Raw genomic sequence first — 17,931 nt, 5'->3', positions numbered from 1 at the left:
GGGGTGCCCTACACCGACGAGCAGATCGCCACGCCCAAGGCCGACCTGGAAGCGCAGAAGAACCCCGACGGCGACACCGCCGGGCTGATGAAGCGCTACCGAAAGGCCGTGGTCGCGAACTTCACCGGCAACAAGAGCGTCACCGAAATGGACGCCCTCGTCGCCTACCTGCAAGTGCTGGGCACCATGGTGGATTTCACCAAGTACCAGTCCAAGCAGTTGCAGCAGTAATCGGGGGAGGAATCCATGGACTTGGATTCGATCACGGTGATGCTTCGGTCCTTCTGGACGGTGTGGTTGATGCTGCTGCTGACGGGCATCCTGGTTTACGCCATGTGGCCCGGCAACCGCCGCACCTTCGACGACGCCGCCCAGATCCCGCTCAAGGATGATGGTCAGGAGCTTTAGACCATGGCACAGAATTACAAGGACGAGCTGTCCGGCGTCGAGACCACCGGCCACGAGTGGGATGGACTGCGCGAGCTGAACAACCCGCTGCCGAAATGGTGGCTGTACCTGTTCTATGTCTGCATCGCCTGGGCGATGGTGTACTACGTGTTCTATCCGGCCTGGCCGCTGGGCAAGACCTACACGAAGGGCATCCTCGGCTATTCCCAGCGCGAGGAGCTGGACACCAAGCTGGCGGAAGCGAAGGCCGGCCAGGCCAAGTACCTGACCGCCATCGCCGCCAAGTCGGTCGATGAAATCCAGAAGGACAAGGATCTGCTGGGCTTCGCCATGGCCGGCGGCCGCTCCTACTTCAACGAGAACTGCGCCGCCTGCCACGGCGCCGGCGGCCAGGGTGCCAAGGGCTTCCCGACGCTGGCAGACGACGTGTGGCTGTGGGGCGGCACCTCGGCCGACATCTACCAGACCATCCAGCACGGCATCCGCTCGGATGACGGCGAAACCCGCGGCACGCCGAATGTCGGCATGACCGCCTTCGGCAAGGACGGCATCCTCAACCGCGACCAGATCGATCAGGTGACGGACTATGTGCTGTCGCTGAACGGCAAGACCGCCGATGCGGGCAAGGTCGCCAAGGGCAAGACCGTCTATGACGAGAACTGCGCCGCCTGCCATGGCGACGCGGCCCAGGGTGCGGTTGCCGCCGGCATCGACGGCGTCGGCGCTCCGCCGCTTCGCCAAGCCAACTGGCTCTATGGCAGCGACAAGCAGACGCTGGTCGAAACGGTGACCAACGGCCGCGCCGGCGTCATGCCGGCCTGGTCCAAGCGTCTGGACGATGCGACGATCAAGTCGCTGGCCGTTTACGTCCACAACCTGGGTGGCGGCAAGTAAGCCGCCTCCCGGGACTGGCGTCCGGGCGGACCGTTACGGAACCAACCGGAAAGGCGTCGGGGAGGTCACTCCCCGGCGCCTTTTTCTTTGGGATTTCGGGGCGCCGGCCGGCCGGTTCGTTAACTTCCTGTCATTTGATCCATCGCAATGTCCCTGCGGCAATCGGTCGCCATAGTTGCGCGGATCAGCGATACACATCGCTTACCAGACGCCGCTTACCAGACGCCGCTTACCAGACGCCGCCGACCAGTCGAAGGGCAGCCAGCGACATGAGCATCAGCACCACCACCGGAAACCGCCCCCTCCCGCCGAATCGGTTGAAGGCGCCACGCCAGCCGGGATGGTACATCCCCTGGATCTTCGTCGGCGTCTTCATGATCGTCCTGGCGGTGAACGGGGTGATGGTCCATTTCGCGGTGTCGAGCTGGACCGGGATCGAGACCGAGAACCATTTCATCAAGGGGCTCGGCTACAACAACGACCTCGCCGGCGCCCGCGCGCAGGCGGAGCGTGGCTGGCAGGTCCAGGCGGACTTCACCAGCACCGAACCGCGCAAGGGCGTGATCGCCATCACCGCCCGCGACAAGCAGGGTCAGATCCTGACGGATGCCGCCGTCAGCGTGACGATGATCCGTCCGATCTCCGAGGGGCATGACAAGACGCTGTCGCTGCCCTATCTGGGCGAGGGCCGCTATGGCGCCCCGGTGGAACTGGATCTGGAGGGCCAGTGGGACATGCGCTTCGTCATCACCCACGCCACCGGCGACTATCAGGACCAGAAGCGCGTCTGGGTGCAGTGAGGTCGGCGTGAGGGCGGCGAAGGCGCCGCGACCGGGACAGCCAGGGTGACGTTGAGATGACCGTCTGCCTCCATTGCGGACAAGAGCTGGGCGAGGGGACCCAGGCCGGGAAGACGGCAACTGGCGGACTGACCGCCGGTGACGGTGCAGGGCCGTTCTGCTGCACCGGTTGCGCCGCCGCCTACGACCTTGTCCGCGGGCTGGGGCTGGAGCGCTATTACGAGCGCCGCAGCGTCGATCCCACCGCCCGCCCGCTGCGCCCCGACGATGCCCCGGCGGTCGATTACGAACCGCATGCCCGCGACGAGCAGGACGGCAGCCGCAGCCTTCACCTGATGGTCGATGGCATGCAGTGCGCGGCCTGCGTCTGGCTGATCGAATCGGCACTCAACCGGCAGCCGGGCGTCGCCCAGGCGCGCATGAATATGACCACGCGCCGGCTGACCGTACGCTGGACGCCTGAGGCAACCGACGCCAACGCGGTGGTCGGCACCGTGGCCCGGCTGGGATACCGCGCCGTTCCCTTCGATCCCGACCGGCTGGGCGGCGCCCAGGCCAGGAGCGAGAAGGAGCTGCTGCGTTCCATGGCGGTGGCGGGTTTCGCCATGGGCAACGTCATGCTGCTGTCGGTCTCGGTCTGGGCCGGCCACAGCCAGGGCATGGGCACCGCCACCCGCGACCTGATGCACTGGATCTCGGCGCTGATCTGCATGCCGGCCATCGCCTATGCGCTGCGTCCCTTCGCGCGCTCGGCGCTGTCGGCGCTGCGCCACGGCCGCACCAACATGGATGTGCCGATCACCATCGGCGTGCTGCTCGCCACCGGCATGAGCCTGTTCGAGACCATCCACAGCGGCGAGCACGCCTATTTCGACGGCGGCGTCATGCTGCTGTTCTTCCTGCTGGTCGGCCGCTATCTCGACCAGCGGGCGCGCGGCCGGGCGCGGTCGGCGGCGGAACAGCTGCTGGGCCTGCGCGCCAACGCCGTCACCATCCTGAACGCCGACGGCACCAGCGCCGTGGTGGCGCCGGAGCAGGTGGTGCCCGGAACCACCATCCTGGTCGCGGCCGGCGAGCGCATCCCCGTCGACGGCCGGGTGTCCGACGGCGTGTCCGACCTCGACACCGGCCTGATCACCGGCGAGACGGTGCCGGGCACCGCGCGGCCGGGCGATCAGGTCTTCGCCGGCACCCTGAACCTGACGGCGCCGCTGCGCCTCACCGTCACCGCGGTGGGGGAGGGCACGCTGCTGGCCGAGATCGTCCGGCTGATGGAGGTGGCGGAGCAGGGCCGCGCCAAATATGTCGCCATCGCCGACCGGGTGTCGCGCCTCTATGCCCCGGTGGTGCATCTGACCGCGCTGACCACCTTCACCGCCTGGATGCTGCTGGGCGGCGTGGTGTGGCAGGACGCGCTGATGAACGCCATCGCCGTGCTGATCATCACCTGCCCCTGCGCGCTGGCGCTGGCCGTGCCGGTGGTGCAGGTGATCGCCAGCGGCCGGCTGATGCGCCAGGGTACGTTGCTGAAAAGCCCGACCGCGCTGGAACGGCTCGCCGCCATCGACACGGTGGTGTTCGACAAGACCGGTACCCTGACCGAAGGGCGTCCGGTGCCGCAGCTCGACGGGCTGGCGGCCGAGGATCTGGCGCTGGCCGCCTCGCTCGCCGCCGCCAGCCGCCATCCGCTGGCCCGCGCGCTGGCCGCCGCCGCGCCGGAGGTGTCGGTGGCGGTGGGGGTGCGCGAGATCGCCGGTGCCGGTCTGTCCTTGCAGACGGCGGATGGCGAGGTGCGGCTGGGCAGCCGCCGCTTCACCGGTGCGCCGCTGGAGGCGGAGGATGCCGCCGGGCCGGAACTGTGGCTGGCCCGTCCGGGCGAGGAACCGCGGCGGATCGTCTTCCTCGACGCGCCGCGTCCGGACGCCGCCGCGGTGGTGGCGGCGCTGACGGCGCGCGGGCTGGAGGTGAAGCTGCTGTCAGGCGACCGCAAGGGGGCGGTGGCGGCGGTGGCGGAGCGGCTGGGCATCGCCGACTGGCGGGCGGAGCAGACGCCGGCCGACAAGACCGCGGCACTGGCCGGGCTGGCGGCCCAGGGCCGCACCGTGCTGATGGTCGGCGACGGGCTGAACGACGCCCCGGCGCTGGCCGCCGCCGCGGTGTCGATGTCGCCCTCCACTGCGGTGGATGTCAGCCAGACCGCGGCCGACGTGGTGTTCCAGGGCCGGCTGCTGCGCCCGATCGTCGAGACGGTGGAGGTTTCCCGCCGGTCCGGCCGTCTGGTCAGGCAGAATTTCGGCATCGCGTTGGTGTATAACCTGTGCGCGGTCCCGCTGGCGATGAGCGGCATGCTGACGCCGCTGCTGGCGGCGCTGGCCATGTCGTCGTCGTCGCTGATCGTCATTCTGAATGCGCTGCGGCTGGCCCGCGGCGCCGTCGTCAAGGATCTTCCCGTGCGGGTCAGTGCCGTTCGGGAATTGCCGGGTAAGGATTCGGGTGATGGACGAGCTTCTCTATCTGATCGCGATCGCGCTGAGCCTGGGCGGCCTGGGGCTGGCGGCCTTTCTGTGGGCGTTGAAGTCCGGTCAGTTTGACGATCTGGACGGGGCGGCCCACCGCGTCCTGTTCGACGACGATCTGCCGCCGCCCGCCCGCCCGATGGGGGACGCGGCCAAGCCGGCGGAGGCTGTCCGCGGGCAATAGTGCCAAATTCCCTATGGGCAAAGATTAGGTTGTATGCGTGCGAGGTTGCGATTCTCGACGATTGCCACCAATATGGGCCCAGGCGGAATGACAGGCTGGGTTCATCCATGCCACCTTTTGATATGGTTCGCGCGCGGGAAAAGAGCGCTGCGACGGAAATGAATCCCTGCGGGGCCTGTCCCGTGCGCAGCCTGACGGTGTGCGCCGCGCTGGAACCGGAGGAACTGCGCCGTCTTGCCGACATTCTGCAGAATGTGCGCATCGATGCCGGCCACACCCTGTTCGCCGAGGGCGACGCCGCCGATGCGCTCTACAACGTCACCTCCGGCACGGTGAAGCTCTACAAGCTGCTGCCCGACGGTCGCCGCCAGATCACCGGTTTCCTGGTGACCGGCGATTTCCTTGGGCTGGCGGTCAATGACAGTTATGCCTACACCGCCGAGTCGGTGACCAGCGCCTCGCTCTGCCGCTTCCCACGCAAGAAGATCGACGCGCTGCTGGAGGAATTCCCGAAGATGCAGCGACGCCTGTTCTCGATGGCGTCGAACGAGCTGGCCGCCGCGCAGGACCAGATGCTGCTGCTCGGCCGCAAGACGGCGAAGGAGAAGATCTGTTCCTTCCTGCTGATGCTGTCGCAGCGCGCCGCCCGCCGCGGCCATAAGGAAAACCCCGTCTTCGTGCCGATGAGCCGGGCCGACATCGCCGACTATCTGGGCCTGACCACCGAGACCGTCAGCCGCACCTTCACGCAGCTGAAGACGGCCGGGGTGATCTCGCTCCAGGAAGGCAACAAGGTCCTGATCGCCGACCTCGATGCGATGTACGATCTGGCCGAAGGGGCGTGACGTCGGCGCTCGCGCTTTTGCGGGGTGCGGGCGTGTTCGGCAAAAATACAGCGCGGGTTACCCGCGCCCCACCGGCCGCAGTTCGAACAGCAGCCAGACCAGCATCGACACCATCAGAATCGCGCCGGCCTGATGGGCCGCGGCGATGGGCACCCACACCACGGTCAGCAGCGTGGCGATGCCCATGGCGATCTGCAGCAGGACCATGGCTCCCGCCGCCAGCGCCGCGCGGCCGGCGCGGCCGGGCAGCCGGGCATTCAGGACGCGGGCGGCCAGCACCAGCACCACCAGGCCGGTCAGCATCGCCAGCGTGCGGTGGATCAGCTGGATCGCCGCGGTGTTCTCGACCGGATTGAGCCACCAGGGCGTCAGCGTATCGACCTCCGGCGGGATCCAGTGGCCATTCATCAGCGGGAACGTGTTGTAGGCGAAGCCGGCATCCGATCCGGCGACGAAGGCGCCCCAGACGATGGTGATGGCGACCAGCCCCAGCGCCCAGGGGCATGGCGGCGGAAAGACGCCGCCTCCGGCCGCCAGCCCGCCAGCGGCAGCGGGTCGAGCAGGGCAAGTGCCGTGCGCAGCAGCAGGGCATAAATCAGGATCGCGGTGCAGAGATGCAGCGCCAGCCGGTAATGGCTGACGTTCGGCGAATCGACCAGCCCGCTCTTCACCATGAACCAGCCGATGCCGCCCTGGAGCCCGCCCAGCAGGAACAGGCCGGCCAGCTTCGGCCACAGCTCCGCCGAGATGCGGCCCTGCATCCAGAAGCGCAGGAAGGGAATCAGGAAGACGAAGCCGATCAGCTGGCCCCACAGCCGGTGGAACCATTCCCACCAGAAGATCGACTGAAAGCCGGACAGATCCATGTGGTTGTTGTAGATGCGGAATTCCGGCGTCGCCTTGTACAGGTCGAAGACGCGGTTCCATTCCGCCGAGGACAGCGGCGGAAGGATGCCGATCAGCGGCTTCCATTCCACCATCGACAGGCCGGATTCCGTCAGCCGGGTGATGGCGCCGATCACGGCCATGGCCAGCACCATGGCGGCACAGACCAGAAGCCAGACGGCGATGGGCCGGTTCGGGTTGGGGCGGGTGGAGGCGGCGAGGCTGTCGGAGGCAAAGGCGGTCAAGGCGGCATTCCGGAGCGCGGCGGTGGGATGTCCGCAAATGTGGGGCGAACATCCCGTCCCGTCAAACGGCTCTTGCCGGATTGCCGGATCAGGAGGTGCCGTCGGCGGTGGTGACGCCGGCCTGGGGCTGGGCGGTCTGGCTCTGGAACAGCGCCGCCTCCGCCGCGCGGCGGGCGACGAGGCCCGGCAGCTTGGTCGGTTTGCCATTCACCGTGGCATAGACCCAGCGGCCGAACTGGCCGGCGGCCCCCGCATAGTCGCCAGCATTCAGCAGTTTCAGCAGGGTGGAGCTTTCCAGGCTGCCGGCGCCGAGGTTGAAGACGAAGGACGACAGGGCACCGCGCTGGTTCTCGTTCAGCGGCACCTTCACCAGGGCGTCGACATGGCCGGCGGCCTCCGCGAGGTCGGAAGCAAGGAAGGCGTTCGCCTGTTCAAGGGTGATGGTTTCACCCATCGTCACGCCGGCGGTGTGGCCGTAACCGATGGTCGGCACGCCGGCCGGGCAGAGATAGGCTGTGAGGTAGAGTCCCTCGAAATGCTTCACGAGATCGACCGCGGCTTGACAGACCGGATTGGTGGTCATGGTTGCAAACTCCCGGTTGGCGCGTCTGGCGGATGGGTACCGCCCACGATGGGCGGCAACCCTAGTCGATGTGCGCGCTTAACGGGAAGATAAGAATTCAAATTGTCGCAAACGGATGAAAGTCGGCGAGCAGGCTGCCTGAAGGGAGATCACGGCGTCAGGCTGTGTACGGCGCCGAACAGCACGAACAGGGCGAACAGCAGGGCGAACAGGCCGGCGATGGTCGTGTACTCGAGCAGAGCCTCGACCAGTCGGGCTCCGCGGTCTTGCGGCTTCGCCGGTCGGTCGCCGCTTGTGTCCGGCGGCCGGCTGGGGGAGGAATGCCCGGCCATCCGGATTCCGGTCCAGCTCCGCGCCTTTCGCTTCGCCGCCATCGCACCCTCCGCCTCTCCATCCGCCGGAATTTTCTAAAATTTTATCGAATGCCGGCGGGTGGTGCTGTGACGGCAATCACAGCGGCAGTGGCCGGGTCGGGGATCGGCTTTTTTTGATCGGTGAGGGCGGAAATAGGCGTCGGCATGACGCGCTGTATCGGGGGCATCGAAGTCTGGCTCGCCAGCCGCACCGAGTGCCGTTTTCCGTCCAGAGTGCGTTGCCGAACGGGAAGGACCGGATTCTCCGTGACCGTTTGAAGAAATCTTGCCTGTGCACCACACCGCGCGCGACCGAAAATATCTTTTTTTATCAATGTATTGTCAGTGGATTTCGGTCGGCGCTGCCGGTATTTCCGGCAAATTCCGAAACGAGCCTCTTGAATCCCCAATCCGCTTCGATTAGCTGTCTGGCACTCGCCGGGATGGAGTGCTAACAGCCTCCGCCCGCGCCAATTCCAGTCAGAACCAAGCCTTGATCCAAGGAGGCATTCCATGAAGTTCCGCCCGCTGCACGACCGCGTCGTCGTCAAGCGTCTGGAGTCCGACACCAAGACCAAGGGTGGGATCATCATCCCCGACACGGCCAAGGAAAAGCCGCAGGAAGGCGAGATCATCGCCGTCGGCCCGGGCGCCCGTGACGAGTCGGGCAAGGTCGTGGCGCTGGACGTCAAGGCCGGCGACCGCATCCTGTTCGGCAAGTGGTCGGGCACCGAAGTGAAGATCGAGGGCGTCGATTACCTGATCATGAAGGAATCCGACATCATGGGCGTCATCGAGGCCTAAGTCCTCCGCCCGTATCCTTCGAAATTTGCAAGTTAAAGGAATCGAGACATGGCTGCCAAAGACGTCAAGTTCGGCCCCACCGCGCGCGAGAAGCTGCTGCGTGGCGTTGACATCCTCGCCGACGCCGTGAAGGTCACGCTGGGCCCGAAGGGCCGCAACGTCGTGATCGAGAAGTCCTTCGGCGCTCCGCGCATCACCAAGGACGGCGTGTCGGTCGCCAAGGAAATCGAGCTGGCCGACAAGTTCGAGAACATGGGCGCCCAGATGGTCCGCGAGGTCGCCTCGAAGACCAACGATCTGGCCGGTGACGGCACCACCACCGCCACCGTCCTGGCCCAGGCCATCGTCCGCGAAGGCGTGACCAAGGTCGCCGCCGGCCTGAACCCGATGGACCTGAAGCGCGGCATCGATCTGGCCGTCGCCACCGTCGTCGCCGACATCCAGGCCCGCGCCAAGAAGGTCACGACCAACGACGAGATCGCCCAGGTCGGCACCATCTCCGCCAACGGCGAAGCCGAGATCGGCAAGATGATCGCCCAGGCGATGGAGAAGGTCGGCAACGAGGGCGTCATCACGGTTGAAGAGGCCAAGAGCCTGGACACCGAGCTGGACGTCGTCGAGGGCATGCAGTTCGACCGCGGCTACCTGTCGCCGTACTTCGTGACCAACGCCGACAAGATGGTCGCGGACCTCGAAAACCCGTACATCCTGCTGCACGAGAAGAAGCTGTCGGGCCTGCAGCCGCTGCTGCCGGTTCTGGAAGCCGTCGTCCAGTCCTCGCGTCCGCTGCTGATCATCGCCGAGGACATCGAGGGCGAGGCGCTGGCCACCCTGGTGGTCAACAAGCTGCGCGGCGGCCTGAAGATCGCCGCCGTCAAGGCCCCGGGCTTCGGTGATCGCCGCAAGGCGATGCTGGAGGACATGGCCATCCTGACCGGCGGCCAGGTCATCTCCGAAGACCTCGGCATCAAGCTTGAGAACGTCACGCTCGACATGCTGGGCACCGCCAAGAAGGTCGTGATCTCCAAGGAGACCACCACCATCGTCGACGGCGCCGGCGACAAGGCCGACATCGAGGCCCGTTGCGGCCAGATCCGCGCCCAGGTCGAGGAGACCACCTCGGACTACGACCGCGAGAAGCTGCAGGAGCGTCTGGCCAAGCTGGCCGGTGGCGTCGCCGTCATCCGCGTCGGCGGTGCGACCGAGGTCGAGGTGAAGGAGCGCAAGGATCGCGTTGACGACGCGATGCACGCCACCCGCGCCGCCGTGGAAGAGGGTGTGGTCGCCGGCGGCGGCACCGCCCTGCTGTACGCCTCCAAGGCCCTGGAGTCGCTGACCCCGGCCAACGACGAGCAGCGCGTCGGCATCGACATCATCCGTCGCGCCCTGCAGGCCCCGGTCCGTCAGATCGCCTACAACGCGGGCACCGACGGCTCGATCGTTGTCGGCAAGCTGCTCGACCAGGCCGACACCAACTTCGGCTATGACGCCCAGAAGGGTGAGTTCACCGATCTGGTCGCCGCCGGCATCATCGACCCGGTGAAGGTGGTCCGCACCGCCCTGCAGGATGCGGCCTCGATCGCCGGCCTGCTGATCACCACCGAGGCGATGATCGCCGAGAAGCCGGAGAAGAAGGCAGCTCCGGCCGGCATGCCGGGTGGCATGGGCGGCATGGACGACATGGGCTTCTAATAGCCTGTGGTTCGACCGTCCAACGGTTCGGAAAGGGGCGCCCCTGCAAGGGGGGCGCCCTTTTTTTATGCCGGACAGGGAAGAGGTGGCCGCGGCATCCCGCGATCCTGAAATGTCAAGGCGAAGTCCGCCTTGCTTTGCCGCGGTCGCCTCCCAATAATCCGCCCCTCTCTTGCCGGGCACCCCAGCGTGGGGCGCCGGCCTCCTGACTTCCGTATTTTTCAACGAGGGCCTGTTCCATGCGCTCCTTCGAGGGCCAGCATTCCGACAACGTCGCCATCAAGCGCACCCGCGAGCAGAAGCAGCGCCAGCTGGTTCAGCTCAAGGAACAGCTGGCGACGCTGAAAGCCCACGCGGCCCCCGCCATCCGTGAAGCGTTGGTCAAGCGCATCGCCGAACTCGACGCCGAGCTGCGCCAGCCCCCCAAGCCGCCCCGTGAGGGCCGTGACGCTCGCGAGGGCCGCGGTGAAGGCCGTGGTGAGGGCCGCGAGGACGCGCCGCGCCATCCCCGCCGTGACTCCCGCCCCAGTGTCTTCCGCGCCGAAGACAGCGGCGACCGCAGCGCCGCCGTGACCGCGGCGAGCGTCTTCGCCTCGCCCCGCCGCCGCAGCTGAGACGCCGCTGCGCCATGCCCGCCGACCGCACCGCCGCCGTGAAGGGATCCCGTCTCGCCGATCAGGCCTGGCTGCTGATGATGCTGCCGCCCCTGTTCTGGGCGGGCAACGCGGTCCTGGGACGGGCGGTCGCCGGGGCGGTGCCGCCCATCGGGCTGGCCTTCTGGCGCTGGTGCCTGGGCATGCTGATCGTGCTGCCCTTCGCCTGGCCTCATCTGCGCCACGACATCACGCCGATCCTGGCGCGCTGGAAGAGCGTGCTGCTGCTGGGGACGCTGGGCATCGGCATCTACAACACCTTTCAATACATCGCGCTGAACACGACGACCGCGCTGAACTGCGTGATGCTGCAGTCATCGATGCCGGTGATGATCGTGCTGATGAGCCTGGTGCTGTTCCGCGACCGGATCGGGGCGATGCAAGGGCTGGGGATCGTGGTTTCGCTGGCCGGTGCGACGACCCTGATCTCGCATGGCGATCCGGGCACCCTGCTGGGGCTGGAGCTGAATGCCGGCGACGTCTGGATGGTGGCGGCGGTGGTGATCTATGCCGCCTACACCACGCTGCTGCGCCGCCGGCCGGCCATCCATGGGCTGAGCTTCGTCGTCGTCACCTTCGCCATCGGCGCGGTGGAGCTGCTGCCCTTCTATCTCTGGGAAAGCCTCAGCGGCCATCCGGTCCAGGCCAGCGGCATCACCCTGCTGGCGGTGGGCTATACCGTGCTGTTCCCGTCCATCGCCGCCTATCTCTGCTTCAACCGGGCGGTCGAGCTGCTCGGCCCCAACACGGCCGGGCTGGCCATCCATCTGGTGCCGGTCTTCGGCAGCCTGTTGGCCATCCTGTTCCTGGGCGAGCAGCTGCATGCCTATCACGGCATCGGCATTGCCCTGATCGCCGCCGGCATCCTTCTGGCGGCCCGCCGCCGGGCCTGAGCGGTCGGGGCCCCTCGGCCGGGGCTACGGATCGGAAAGGGAAAAACCGGCGAGTGAAATATTTGAACATTATCTCGATAATGAACGGATCGCGGAGATTGGCCGGTCCTGTGACAAAATTTGGTCGGTCTTCCTTCGGGAAGGATAGGTTGACGGGGATCGAATCCCGCAAAAATACTTGAGAGGTTCGCCGATTGGTTTTGTCGGGTTCCAGGGGATAGCCTGGCGATTGGGCGTCTTGTTCGGAAGTTCGCCGGTATAATATCCCCGGTATCCTTTTAGACAGCCGCGCTATCCCTCGCGATTGCGGCGGTCAATAAGGGATGACCGCTAAAATGTCGGTCATGACGGCGGTTCGGTGACGGATCGGCAGTCATGTGGAGCCGGCGCTGTTCGCCCGGCCGATGTGGTGGAGATCCCAAGATGACCCCTGCAATGTCCGCGCCCGCTCACCCGCAAAACACTTGTCTTGTCCACATCGTCGACGGCGATCTGCTGTCGCGCAGCACGCTGTCGAGGGCGTTGGGCGCCGTCGGCATCGCCTGCCGCGTCCACAGCACCGCCGCCGATGCGCTGGCCGTGCTGGGCACCGGATCCTCCTGCATCGTCCTGCGCAGCGACCTGCCGGACATGACCGCGATGGAGTTCATGGCCGAAGCCTCGCTGCACGGCCACGACCTGCCGATCCTGATGGTCACCGAACAAGGCGACGTCGACGCCGCTGTCGCCGCGATGAAGGCCGGTGCCGTGGATTGCATCGCCCGCCCCTTCACCGTTCCGGCCTTCCTGGAGCGCCTGCGCGCCTGCCTCGCCTCCGGCAGTCCGCATGCCCAGCAGCGTGACCGCAGCCGCGACGCCGTCCGCCGGCTTGCCCTGTTGAGCCGCCGCGAATCGGAGGTGCTGGAATTGATCGTCGAGGGCAAGCAGAGCAAGACCATCGCCTGGGAGCTGGGCATCAGCATCAAGACGGTCGAGGTCCACCGCGCCCGCATCATGGAAAAGACCGGCTGCCGGTCCATCGTCGGGCTGGGCCGCCTCTGGGAAGCGGCGGAGATGCTGCGCGGGCGCGATATGCTGCATGCGCTTGCCATTCGCCAGCCGGCCAAGCCGGCGCTGATGGAGGTTGCCGCGTCCTGAAGCCGACGTCTCCCGGGTGGCAGCGGGGTGCCGGCACCGGGGGTGAAAAATCAGGGTTAAAGAGACCTTTCCTTGGGCTTGACTGGGCAAGGATTGTAATGTTCTGGAGAAGGGCAACCAGAACGTTGACAGGAGTGGTCCGATGTTCCCCGATCATGGTCACCGTCGCATCGCCGTGGCGTCGCCCGACGACATAGCCACGGCGAGGCGGATCGCGGCGGAGCGGGCCGATGGCGTGCTGGCGGCTGACGAGGCTGCCCGGCTGGACCGGCTGGTGACGGCGGTGGCCGGCTATGCGCTGGATCGGCCGGACGGGACCGTTCTCATTGCACGGATGCGGTCCGGGGCCGGCATCGAATGCCTTGCCTATGACCGCGATCCCGCCACCGTCGGGCTGGCGGGGCCGTCCAAGGCGGAGGATGCTCCGGACGGTGTCGGTGGCGTGCTGGAGGCGGTCCGGGAGCAGGCCGACCGCTTCCATATCCATGCCACGGCGGGAGTCGGGCTGGCGCTGATCGCCCGCGTCCTGCGGCCCGGTGCCGACGACGCGCCGCCGGCCGGCGCCTTGGCGCAGACCGGAGCGGTGATGGTGGAGCGGCATGGCGGAGAGGCCGCGCGGGGCGGTCCCTTCATCGACCACTGGTTCGTCAGCTGTGCCGACGCCCGGGGGGCTGACGGCCCCTGCGGGATTGCGTTGATGGTCGATGGCGACGCGGAGGCTGCCGATCGGTCTCCTGCCCCCCCGACCTCCACCGATCGGCCCGCCACGGAGATGACCCCCGAGGTGGTCAGGCACATCGAGGCGGTGGTTGCCGCGACGGTGCCCGGTCTTCCCGCTCCCGTGGTGGTGAATGCCATCCGCCGCGACCTGAAGGGGCGGCCCGAACTGGGCCTGTCCCAGGACCGGAGCCTGACGCAGATCGGACGGTCGGCGGTGGCGGTGCTGCGCTTCGACGCCGAAGCGGTGGATTACACGGCGCTCGGCACCCTGGCCGGGGCGGTGGTGCGCCGGCAGGAAATCACGGCGCTCGGCGCCCGCTGGGCGATGATCGGCTTCAACCCGCAGGCCCCCGCCTCGGTCCATCTGCGCTGGGGAGCGGGCGAACATGTCGTGCTTTTCACCGGCGGATGCGCCCGGCTGCCTGCTTTGTTCATCCACCGCGATCTGCACGGGGTCGAGCCGACGCTGGCGGCGCTGGTCCTGTTGCGCGACGGCGCGGTGAGCGACGACGATCACACCGTCCTGGTGATTCGCAACCGCGCCCACTGCGCGGCCGAGACACCGCCCGATCGGCACGGCCCGATCGGCACGGCCTGATCAGCGCCAGCCGCGCGGTCCACCCGGCCCCCACCCGCGCCCCGGTCCATTCCAGCCGCGGTCGCCATGCCAATGATCGTGCCAGGGGCGGCGGTAATAATAGCCCGGCCCCACCACCACCGGCGGCGGTACCGCATAGACGGTCGGCGGCGGAACGACCACCGGCTCGCCGTAGGCGGGATAATAGGGGTCGTAGGCGACACAACCGGACAGCGCGGCGACTCCCGTAGCCAGAAACAGGGCGGTCAGGAGTCCTTGACGAATGGTGCGCATGGCCGAGCTTCCTGTCTTGCGAAGGACCGGCGTCGGCGACGAGGCCGGTCATCTGTACGAACACCCCAGCCCGTCCGGCTATTCCATACCCCTTTGGCACGGCTCTCTTCCGGTCGTGTTTCCCCGGCCGGGCATCCATTGAGGTTTCGGATGGATGAAACAAGAACTATGAATTTCACACATCCTGCGGGTGCCGCCATCCTGTGTCTCGACTTCCTTTCCAGTCAGAAGACGAGGCCATCATGAAAGCCGTTGGTTTCCGCAAGTCCCTGCCCATCGCCGATGCCGGCGCGCTGATCGACGTCGAGATCGACCGCCCGATCCCCACCGGCCGCGACCTGCTGGTCCGGGTGGAGGCGGTGTCGGTCAACCCGGTGGATACCAAGGTCCGCCGCAACGCCCTGCCGACCGAGGGCGACCTGCGCATCCTTGGCTTCGACGCCGCCGGCATCGTCGAGGCGGTCGGACCGGACGTGACCCTGTTCCGTCCCGGCGACGCGGTGTTCTATGCCGGGTCCATCGACCGTCCCGGCACCAACAGCGAATATCATCTGGTCGACGAGCGCATCGTCGGCGCCCGCCCGGCCAGCCTGAGCGTCGCCGAGGCCGCCGCCCTGCCGCTGACCGCCATCACCGCCTGGGAGATGCTGTTCCACCGGCTGGGCCTGCCGCGGGACGGAGGTGATGGCAAGTCGCTGCTGATCGTCGGCGGGGCCGGCGGTGTCGGCTCCATCGCCATCCAGCTGGCCCGCCGGCTGAGCAAGGTTCGGGTGCTGGCCACCGCATCCCGCCCCGAGACCGCCGAGTGGGTGCGCGCGCTGGGCGCCCATGACGTGATCGACCACAGCCGGCCGATGGCCGAACAGGTGAAGGCGCTGGGGCTGGTGGGCGTCGATTATGTCTTTTCCACCAACGCCACCGACCGGCATTTCCAGGATCTGGTCGAACTGGTGGCGCCGCAGGGCCACATCGGCCTGATCGACGATCCGGAGCCCATCGACGTCCGCCTGCTGAAGCGCAAGAGCGTCTCGCTGCATTGGGAGCTGATGTTCACCCGGCCGCTGTTCCAGACCGACGACATGATCGCCCAGCACGACCTGCTGACCGAGGTGTCGCGGCTGGTCGATGCCGGCACCCTGCGCACCACGCTGACGGAAACGCTGGGCCGCATCGACGCCGCGACCCTGCGCAAGGCCCATGCCCTGATCGAGTCGGGCAAGGCCCGCGGCAAGGTCGTGCTGGAAGGCTTCTGATCCGGCCGCTGCGTCCGTCCTGCCGCTCTACCCTGCGAGGGCCAGGGGCGGACGGGCCGGGCGCATCGCCGCGAGGCTTTCGACGATGAAGCCGACCAGCGGTTCGGCGAGGTGACGGTTGCGCGGCGTCTCGCCGAAAATCGCCATGTCGACGGTGCCCAGTTCGGGCAGGCCGTCCTCCACCCCCAGCCGGCGCAGGCCGTCGGGAACCGAGGACTCGCTCAGCACCGCCACCCCCAGCCCGGCGCGGACGGCCGCCTGGACTCCCATGACGCTGGCGCTGGTGTAAACCACCCTCCAGGGCCGCCCGGTCTCGCCCAGCGCCGCCAGCCCGCGGTTGCGGAAGACGCAGGGCGCCGGAAGGGCGCAGAAGGGCAGGGGTCCCTCTGCCGGAATGTCCAGCCCGGCGGCGGCGACCCAATGCATCGGCTCGGTCCAGATGACGCGGCCACGGGTGTCGCCGGCATCGCGGCGGGAGATCACGAGGTCCAGTTCGCCCGTATCCAATGCCGAGACCATGTCGCTGCACAGCCCCACCCGCACGTCGATGTGCAGGCGCGGGTGCAGCTTGGCGAAGCGGCGCAGGACGTGGGGCAGGTGGTCGGACAGGAAATACTCGGCCACGCCCAGCCGCAGTTCGCCCTCCGCCGCCGGTTCGGCGAAGCGGCGCACCGTCTCGTCGTTCAGGTCCAGCAGGCGGCGGGCGTAGCCCATCAGCAGCTCGCCGTCATGGGTCAGCGCCAGCGACCGGCTGGTGCGTTCGAACACCCGGCGCCCCAGCATGTCCTCCAGCTTCCTGATCTTGACGCTGATCGCCGACTGGGTGCGGCCCAGCCGCTCGGCCGCCGCGGTGAAGCCACCGGCCTCCGCCACGGTGACGAAGGCGCGCAAGGCATCGATCTCGAGATCGGGCAGGGACATGAACGGACATTCCGAAAACTGATCGTTGCCGCGCAGTCTATCGGAACTGTTCATGAATGGCGAGCGGCGCATTGGGGCGACCCTGTGGGACAAGCGGTGGCCGGGCCGTTGAAGCCGGGGCCGGGCGTTCTCATTGTCAACCCTCCGGGCCTTGCCGTCCGGACGCCTGAGGATGCTTGAGGAGAGAGACTCCGATGACCCGTTTTTCCGCGCCGGCCGGCAGTTTGGCTCTTGCGCTCGCCGCTGCGGCGCTGCTCGCCGGTTGCCAGATGCCGGGCCTCACGCCGCCGCCGCAACAGACAGCCGCCCTTCCGCCGCCGGCCGCGCCCAAGCCGCCGCCGGAAGCCCGCGGCATCTGGATCGTCGGCAGCCCGGCCCTGCGCGGCGCCATCGATCAGGCCGCCGCAAAATACTCCGGCGGGCCGGACACCAAGCCGCATCTCGACGCCCGCGGCACCGCCACCGGCTTCCGCACCTTCTGCGCCGGCGTCGGGCTGGACCATCCGGACATGGTGGCCTCCGACCGTCCGATCAGTGCCGCCGAGTATCAGCGTTGCCGCGCCGCCGGCATCACGCTGACCGAATATGGGTTCGGGCCGAAGCGCTTCGTCTACGTCAAGGACTCGCACATGATGGCGGTCCCCGGCGTCAACGACTTCGTCGCCAGCTGGGGCCAGAGCGGCAAGCCGGTGAGCGTGCCGACGGCGGGGAGCTGATGTGCAGGGATAAGGAAACCAATTTGGTGGAAACAAATCCAGGATAGTGGAATGATGGCGTGAGCACCGGAACGGAGACTCCCACCATGACTCACGCCATACGGGCGGCGACGGACGCCGACCTGCCTGCGATCCTTGCCATTCTGAACGAGGCGATCCTCAACACCACGGCGGTGTGGAGCCTGACGCCGAGCACGCTGGAGCAGCGCCGCGCCTGGATGGCGGATCGGCAGGCGAAAGCCATGCCCATTCTGGTGTCCGAACGCGACGGTGCGGTTGTCGGCTTTGCGTCCTACGGCGAGTTTCGCCCGTGGGAGGGGTACACGCACACGGTCGAGCACTCGATCTATGTGGACTCCTCAATGCGCGGAAAGGGGATCGGGCGAGGTCTGCTGGCTTCCCTGCTGGATGACGCCAAGCGCAACGGCAAGCACACGATGATTGCCGGCATCGAAGCGGAGAACACCGCGTCGATCCGTCTGCATGCCGGATTCGGCTTCGTCGAAGCCGGCTGCCTGCGACAGGTCGGCCGTAAGTTCGACAGTTGGCTCGACCTGC

The 17,931-nt window shown here is 67.4% G+C and carries 22 protein-coding genes; 16 read left to right on the top strand and 6 right to left on the bottom strand.

Annotated elements, in window-relative coordinates:
* The 7 genes from I71_RS28295 to I71_RS28270 all read left to right on the top strand — a co-directional run.
* Positions 1–231 (top strand): cbb3-type cytochrome c oxidase subunit II (locus tag I71_RS28295; protein ID WP_199902274.1); only part of this gene is annotated, 231 nt, incomplete at its 5' end.
* A 15-nt stretch (positions 232–246) separates the two neighbouring features.
* A complete protein-coding gene (locus I71_RS28290; protein ID WP_012972963.1) occupies positions 247–408 on the top strand; it encodes a cbb3-type cytochrome c oxidase subunit 3 in 162 nt (53 codons plus the stop codon).
* Positions 409–411: 3 nt separating this feature from the next.
* Entirely contained in the window at positions 412–1,302 is an 891-nt protein-coding gene (ccoP, locus tag I71_RS28285; RefSeq protein ID WP_042702052.1) for a cytochrome-c oxidase, cbb3-type subunit III, read from the top strand.
* Positions 1,303–1,571: 269 nt separating this feature from the next.
* On the top strand, positions 1,572–2,102 hold the full coding sequence (locus I71_RS28280; RefSeq protein WP_042702050.1) for a FixH family protein: 531 nt from the start codon (positions 1,572–1,574) through the stop codon (positions 2,100–2,102).
* A 56-nt stretch (positions 2,103–2,158) separates the two neighbouring features.
* On the top strand, positions 2,159–4,693 hold the full coding sequence (locus I71_RS28275; protein ID WP_042702047.1) for a heavy metal translocating P-type ATPase metal-binding domain-containing protein: 2,535 nt from the start codon (positions 2,159–2,161) through the stop codon (positions 4,691–4,693).
* The gene (ccoS, locus tag I71_RS36530) at positions 4,599–4,802 is read left to right on the top strand and encodes a cbb3-type cytochrome oxidase assembly protein CcoS (RefSeq protein ID WP_083897444.1); all 204 of its coding nucleotides are present in this window, start codon (positions 4,599–4,601) and stop codon (positions 4,800–4,802) included. The genes I71_RS28275 and ccoS overlap by 95 nt, the downstream gene beginning before the upstream one ends.
* 158 nt (positions 4,803–4,960) lie before the next feature.
* Complete coding sequence (locus tag I71_RS28270) at positions 4,961–5,647, top strand: Crp/Fnr family transcriptional regulator (protein WP_083897443.1); 687 nt, start codon at positions 4,961–4,963, stop codon at positions 5,645–5,647.
* A 57-nt stretch (positions 5,648–5,704) separates the two neighbouring features.
* Here the strand turns inward: I71_RS28270 and I71_RS40715 are convergent, their stop codons facing one another.
* From I71_RS40715 to I71_RS28255, 4 genes are all read right to left on the bottom strand, one after another.
* Positions 5,705–6,118 carry a COX15/CtaA family protein gene (locus I71_RS40715; protein ID WP_280109923.1) on the bottom strand — a complete coding sequence of 138 codons (414 nt, stop codon included), beginning with the start codon at positions 6,116–6,118 and terminating at the stop codon, positions 5,705–5,707.
* Entirely contained in the window at positions 6,055–6,777 is a 723-nt protein-coding gene (locus I71_RS40710) for a COX15/CtaA family protein (RefSeq protein WP_280109922.1), read from the bottom strand. The genes I71_RS40715 and I71_RS40710 overlap by 64 nt, the downstream gene beginning before the upstream one ends.
* Before the next feature lie 88 nt (positions 6,778–6,865).
* Entirely contained in the window at positions 6,866–7,360 is a 495-nt protein-coding gene (locus I71_RS28260) for a lysozyme (protein WP_042702041.1), read from the bottom strand.
* 149 nt (positions 7,361–7,509) lie between these two features.
* A complete protein-coding gene (locus I71_RS28255; RefSeq protein WP_042702038.1) occupies positions 7,510–7,734 on the bottom strand; it encodes a hypothetical protein in 225 nt (74 codons plus the stop codon).
* A gap of 492 nt (positions 7,735–8,226) precedes the next feature.
* On the opposite strand from I71_RS28255, the gene groES reads away from it, so the two are divergent.
* The 6 genes from groES (at position 8,227) to I71_RS28225 (ending at position 14,210) form a co-directional block, all read left to right on the top strand.
* Positions 8,227–8,517 carry a co-chaperone GroES gene (gene groES / locus I71_RS28250; RefSeq protein ID WP_042702035.1) on the top strand — a complete coding sequence of 97 codons (291 nt, stop codon included), beginning with the start codon at positions 8,227–8,229 and terminating at the stop codon, positions 8,515–8,517.
* Positions 8,518–8,565: 48 nt separating this feature from the next.
* Positions 8,566–10,209, top strand: coding sequence for a chaperonin GroEL (gene groL / locus I71_RS28245; protein ID WP_042702032.1), 1,644 nt, complete (start codon positions 8,566–8,568; stop codon positions 10,207–10,209).
* Positions 10,210–10,448: 239 nt separating this feature from the next.
* Positions 10,449–10,823: a hypothetical protein gene (locus I71_RS28240; RefSeq protein ID WP_042702029.1), complete on the top strand. Its 375-nt coding sequence runs from the start codon at positions 10,449–10,451 to the stop codon at positions 10,821–10,823.
* Between the two features lie 14 nt (positions 10,824–10,837).
* Positions 10,838–11,755 (top strand): DMT family transporter, encoded by a 918-nt coding sequence (locus I71_RS28235; RefSeq protein ID WP_042702026.1) that lies wholly within the window; start codon positions 10,838–10,840, stop codon positions 11,753–11,755.
* A gap of 435 nt (positions 11,756–12,190) precedes the next feature.
* Complete coding sequence (locus I71_RS28230; protein WP_042702023.1) at positions 12,191–12,892, top strand: response regulator transcription factor; 702 nt, start codon at positions 12,191–12,193, stop codon at positions 12,890–12,892.
* Between the two features lie 142 nt (positions 12,893–13,034).
* Complete coding sequence (locus tag I71_RS28225) at positions 13,035–14,210, top strand: hypothetical protein (protein ID WP_042702021.1); 1,176 nt, start codon at positions 13,035–13,037, stop codon at positions 14,208–14,210.
* Here the strand turns inward: I71_RS28225 and I71_RS28220 are convergent, their stop codons facing one another.
* Positions 14,211–14,483, bottom strand: a complete 273-nt coding sequence (locus I71_RS28220) for a hypothetical protein (RefSeq protein ID WP_049976375.1) — start codon at positions 14,481–14,483, stop codon at positions 14,211–14,213.
* 242 nt (positions 14,484–14,725) lie between these two features.
* On the opposite strand from I71_RS28220, the gene I71_RS28215 reads away from it, so the two are divergent.
* Positions 14,726–15,736, top strand: coding sequence for a zinc-binding alcohol dehydrogenase family protein (locus tag I71_RS28215; protein WP_042702018.1), 1,011 nt, complete (start codon positions 14,726–14,728; stop codon positions 15,734–15,736).
* 27 nt (positions 15,737–15,763) lie between these two features.
* Here the strand turns inward: I71_RS28215 and I71_RS28210 are convergent, their stop codons facing one another.
* Positions 15,764–16,657, bottom strand: a complete 894-nt coding sequence (locus I71_RS28210) for a LysR substrate-binding domain-containing protein (RefSeq protein ID WP_042702015.1) — start codon at positions 16,655–16,657, stop codon at positions 15,764–15,766.
* A gap of 194 nt (positions 16,658–16,851) precedes the next feature.
* Between I71_RS28210 and I71_RS28205 the strand changes: the two genes are divergently transcribed.
* Both I71_RS28205 and I71_RS28200 read left to right on the top strand, forming a co-directional pair.
* Positions 16,852–17,373: a substrate-binding domain-containing protein gene (locus I71_RS28205; RefSeq protein WP_042702010.1), complete on the top strand. Its 522-nt coding sequence runs from the start codon at positions 16,852–16,854 to the stop codon at positions 17,371–17,373.
* A gap of 59 nt (positions 17,374–17,432) precedes the next feature.
* Positions 17,433–17,931: GNAT family N-acetyltransferase (locus I71_RS28200; protein WP_375731224.1), on the top strand; the 499-nt coding region annotated here is incomplete at its 3' end.

It is taken from the genome of Azospirillum sp. B506 (assembly GCF_000333595.1).
Classification (GTDB): Bacteria; Pseudomonadota; Alphaproteobacteria; order Azospirillales; family Azospirillaceae; genus Azospirillum.
Note: the sequence above shows the minus strand (reverse complement) of the source record. Positions and strands in the feature narration are given on the sequence as shown.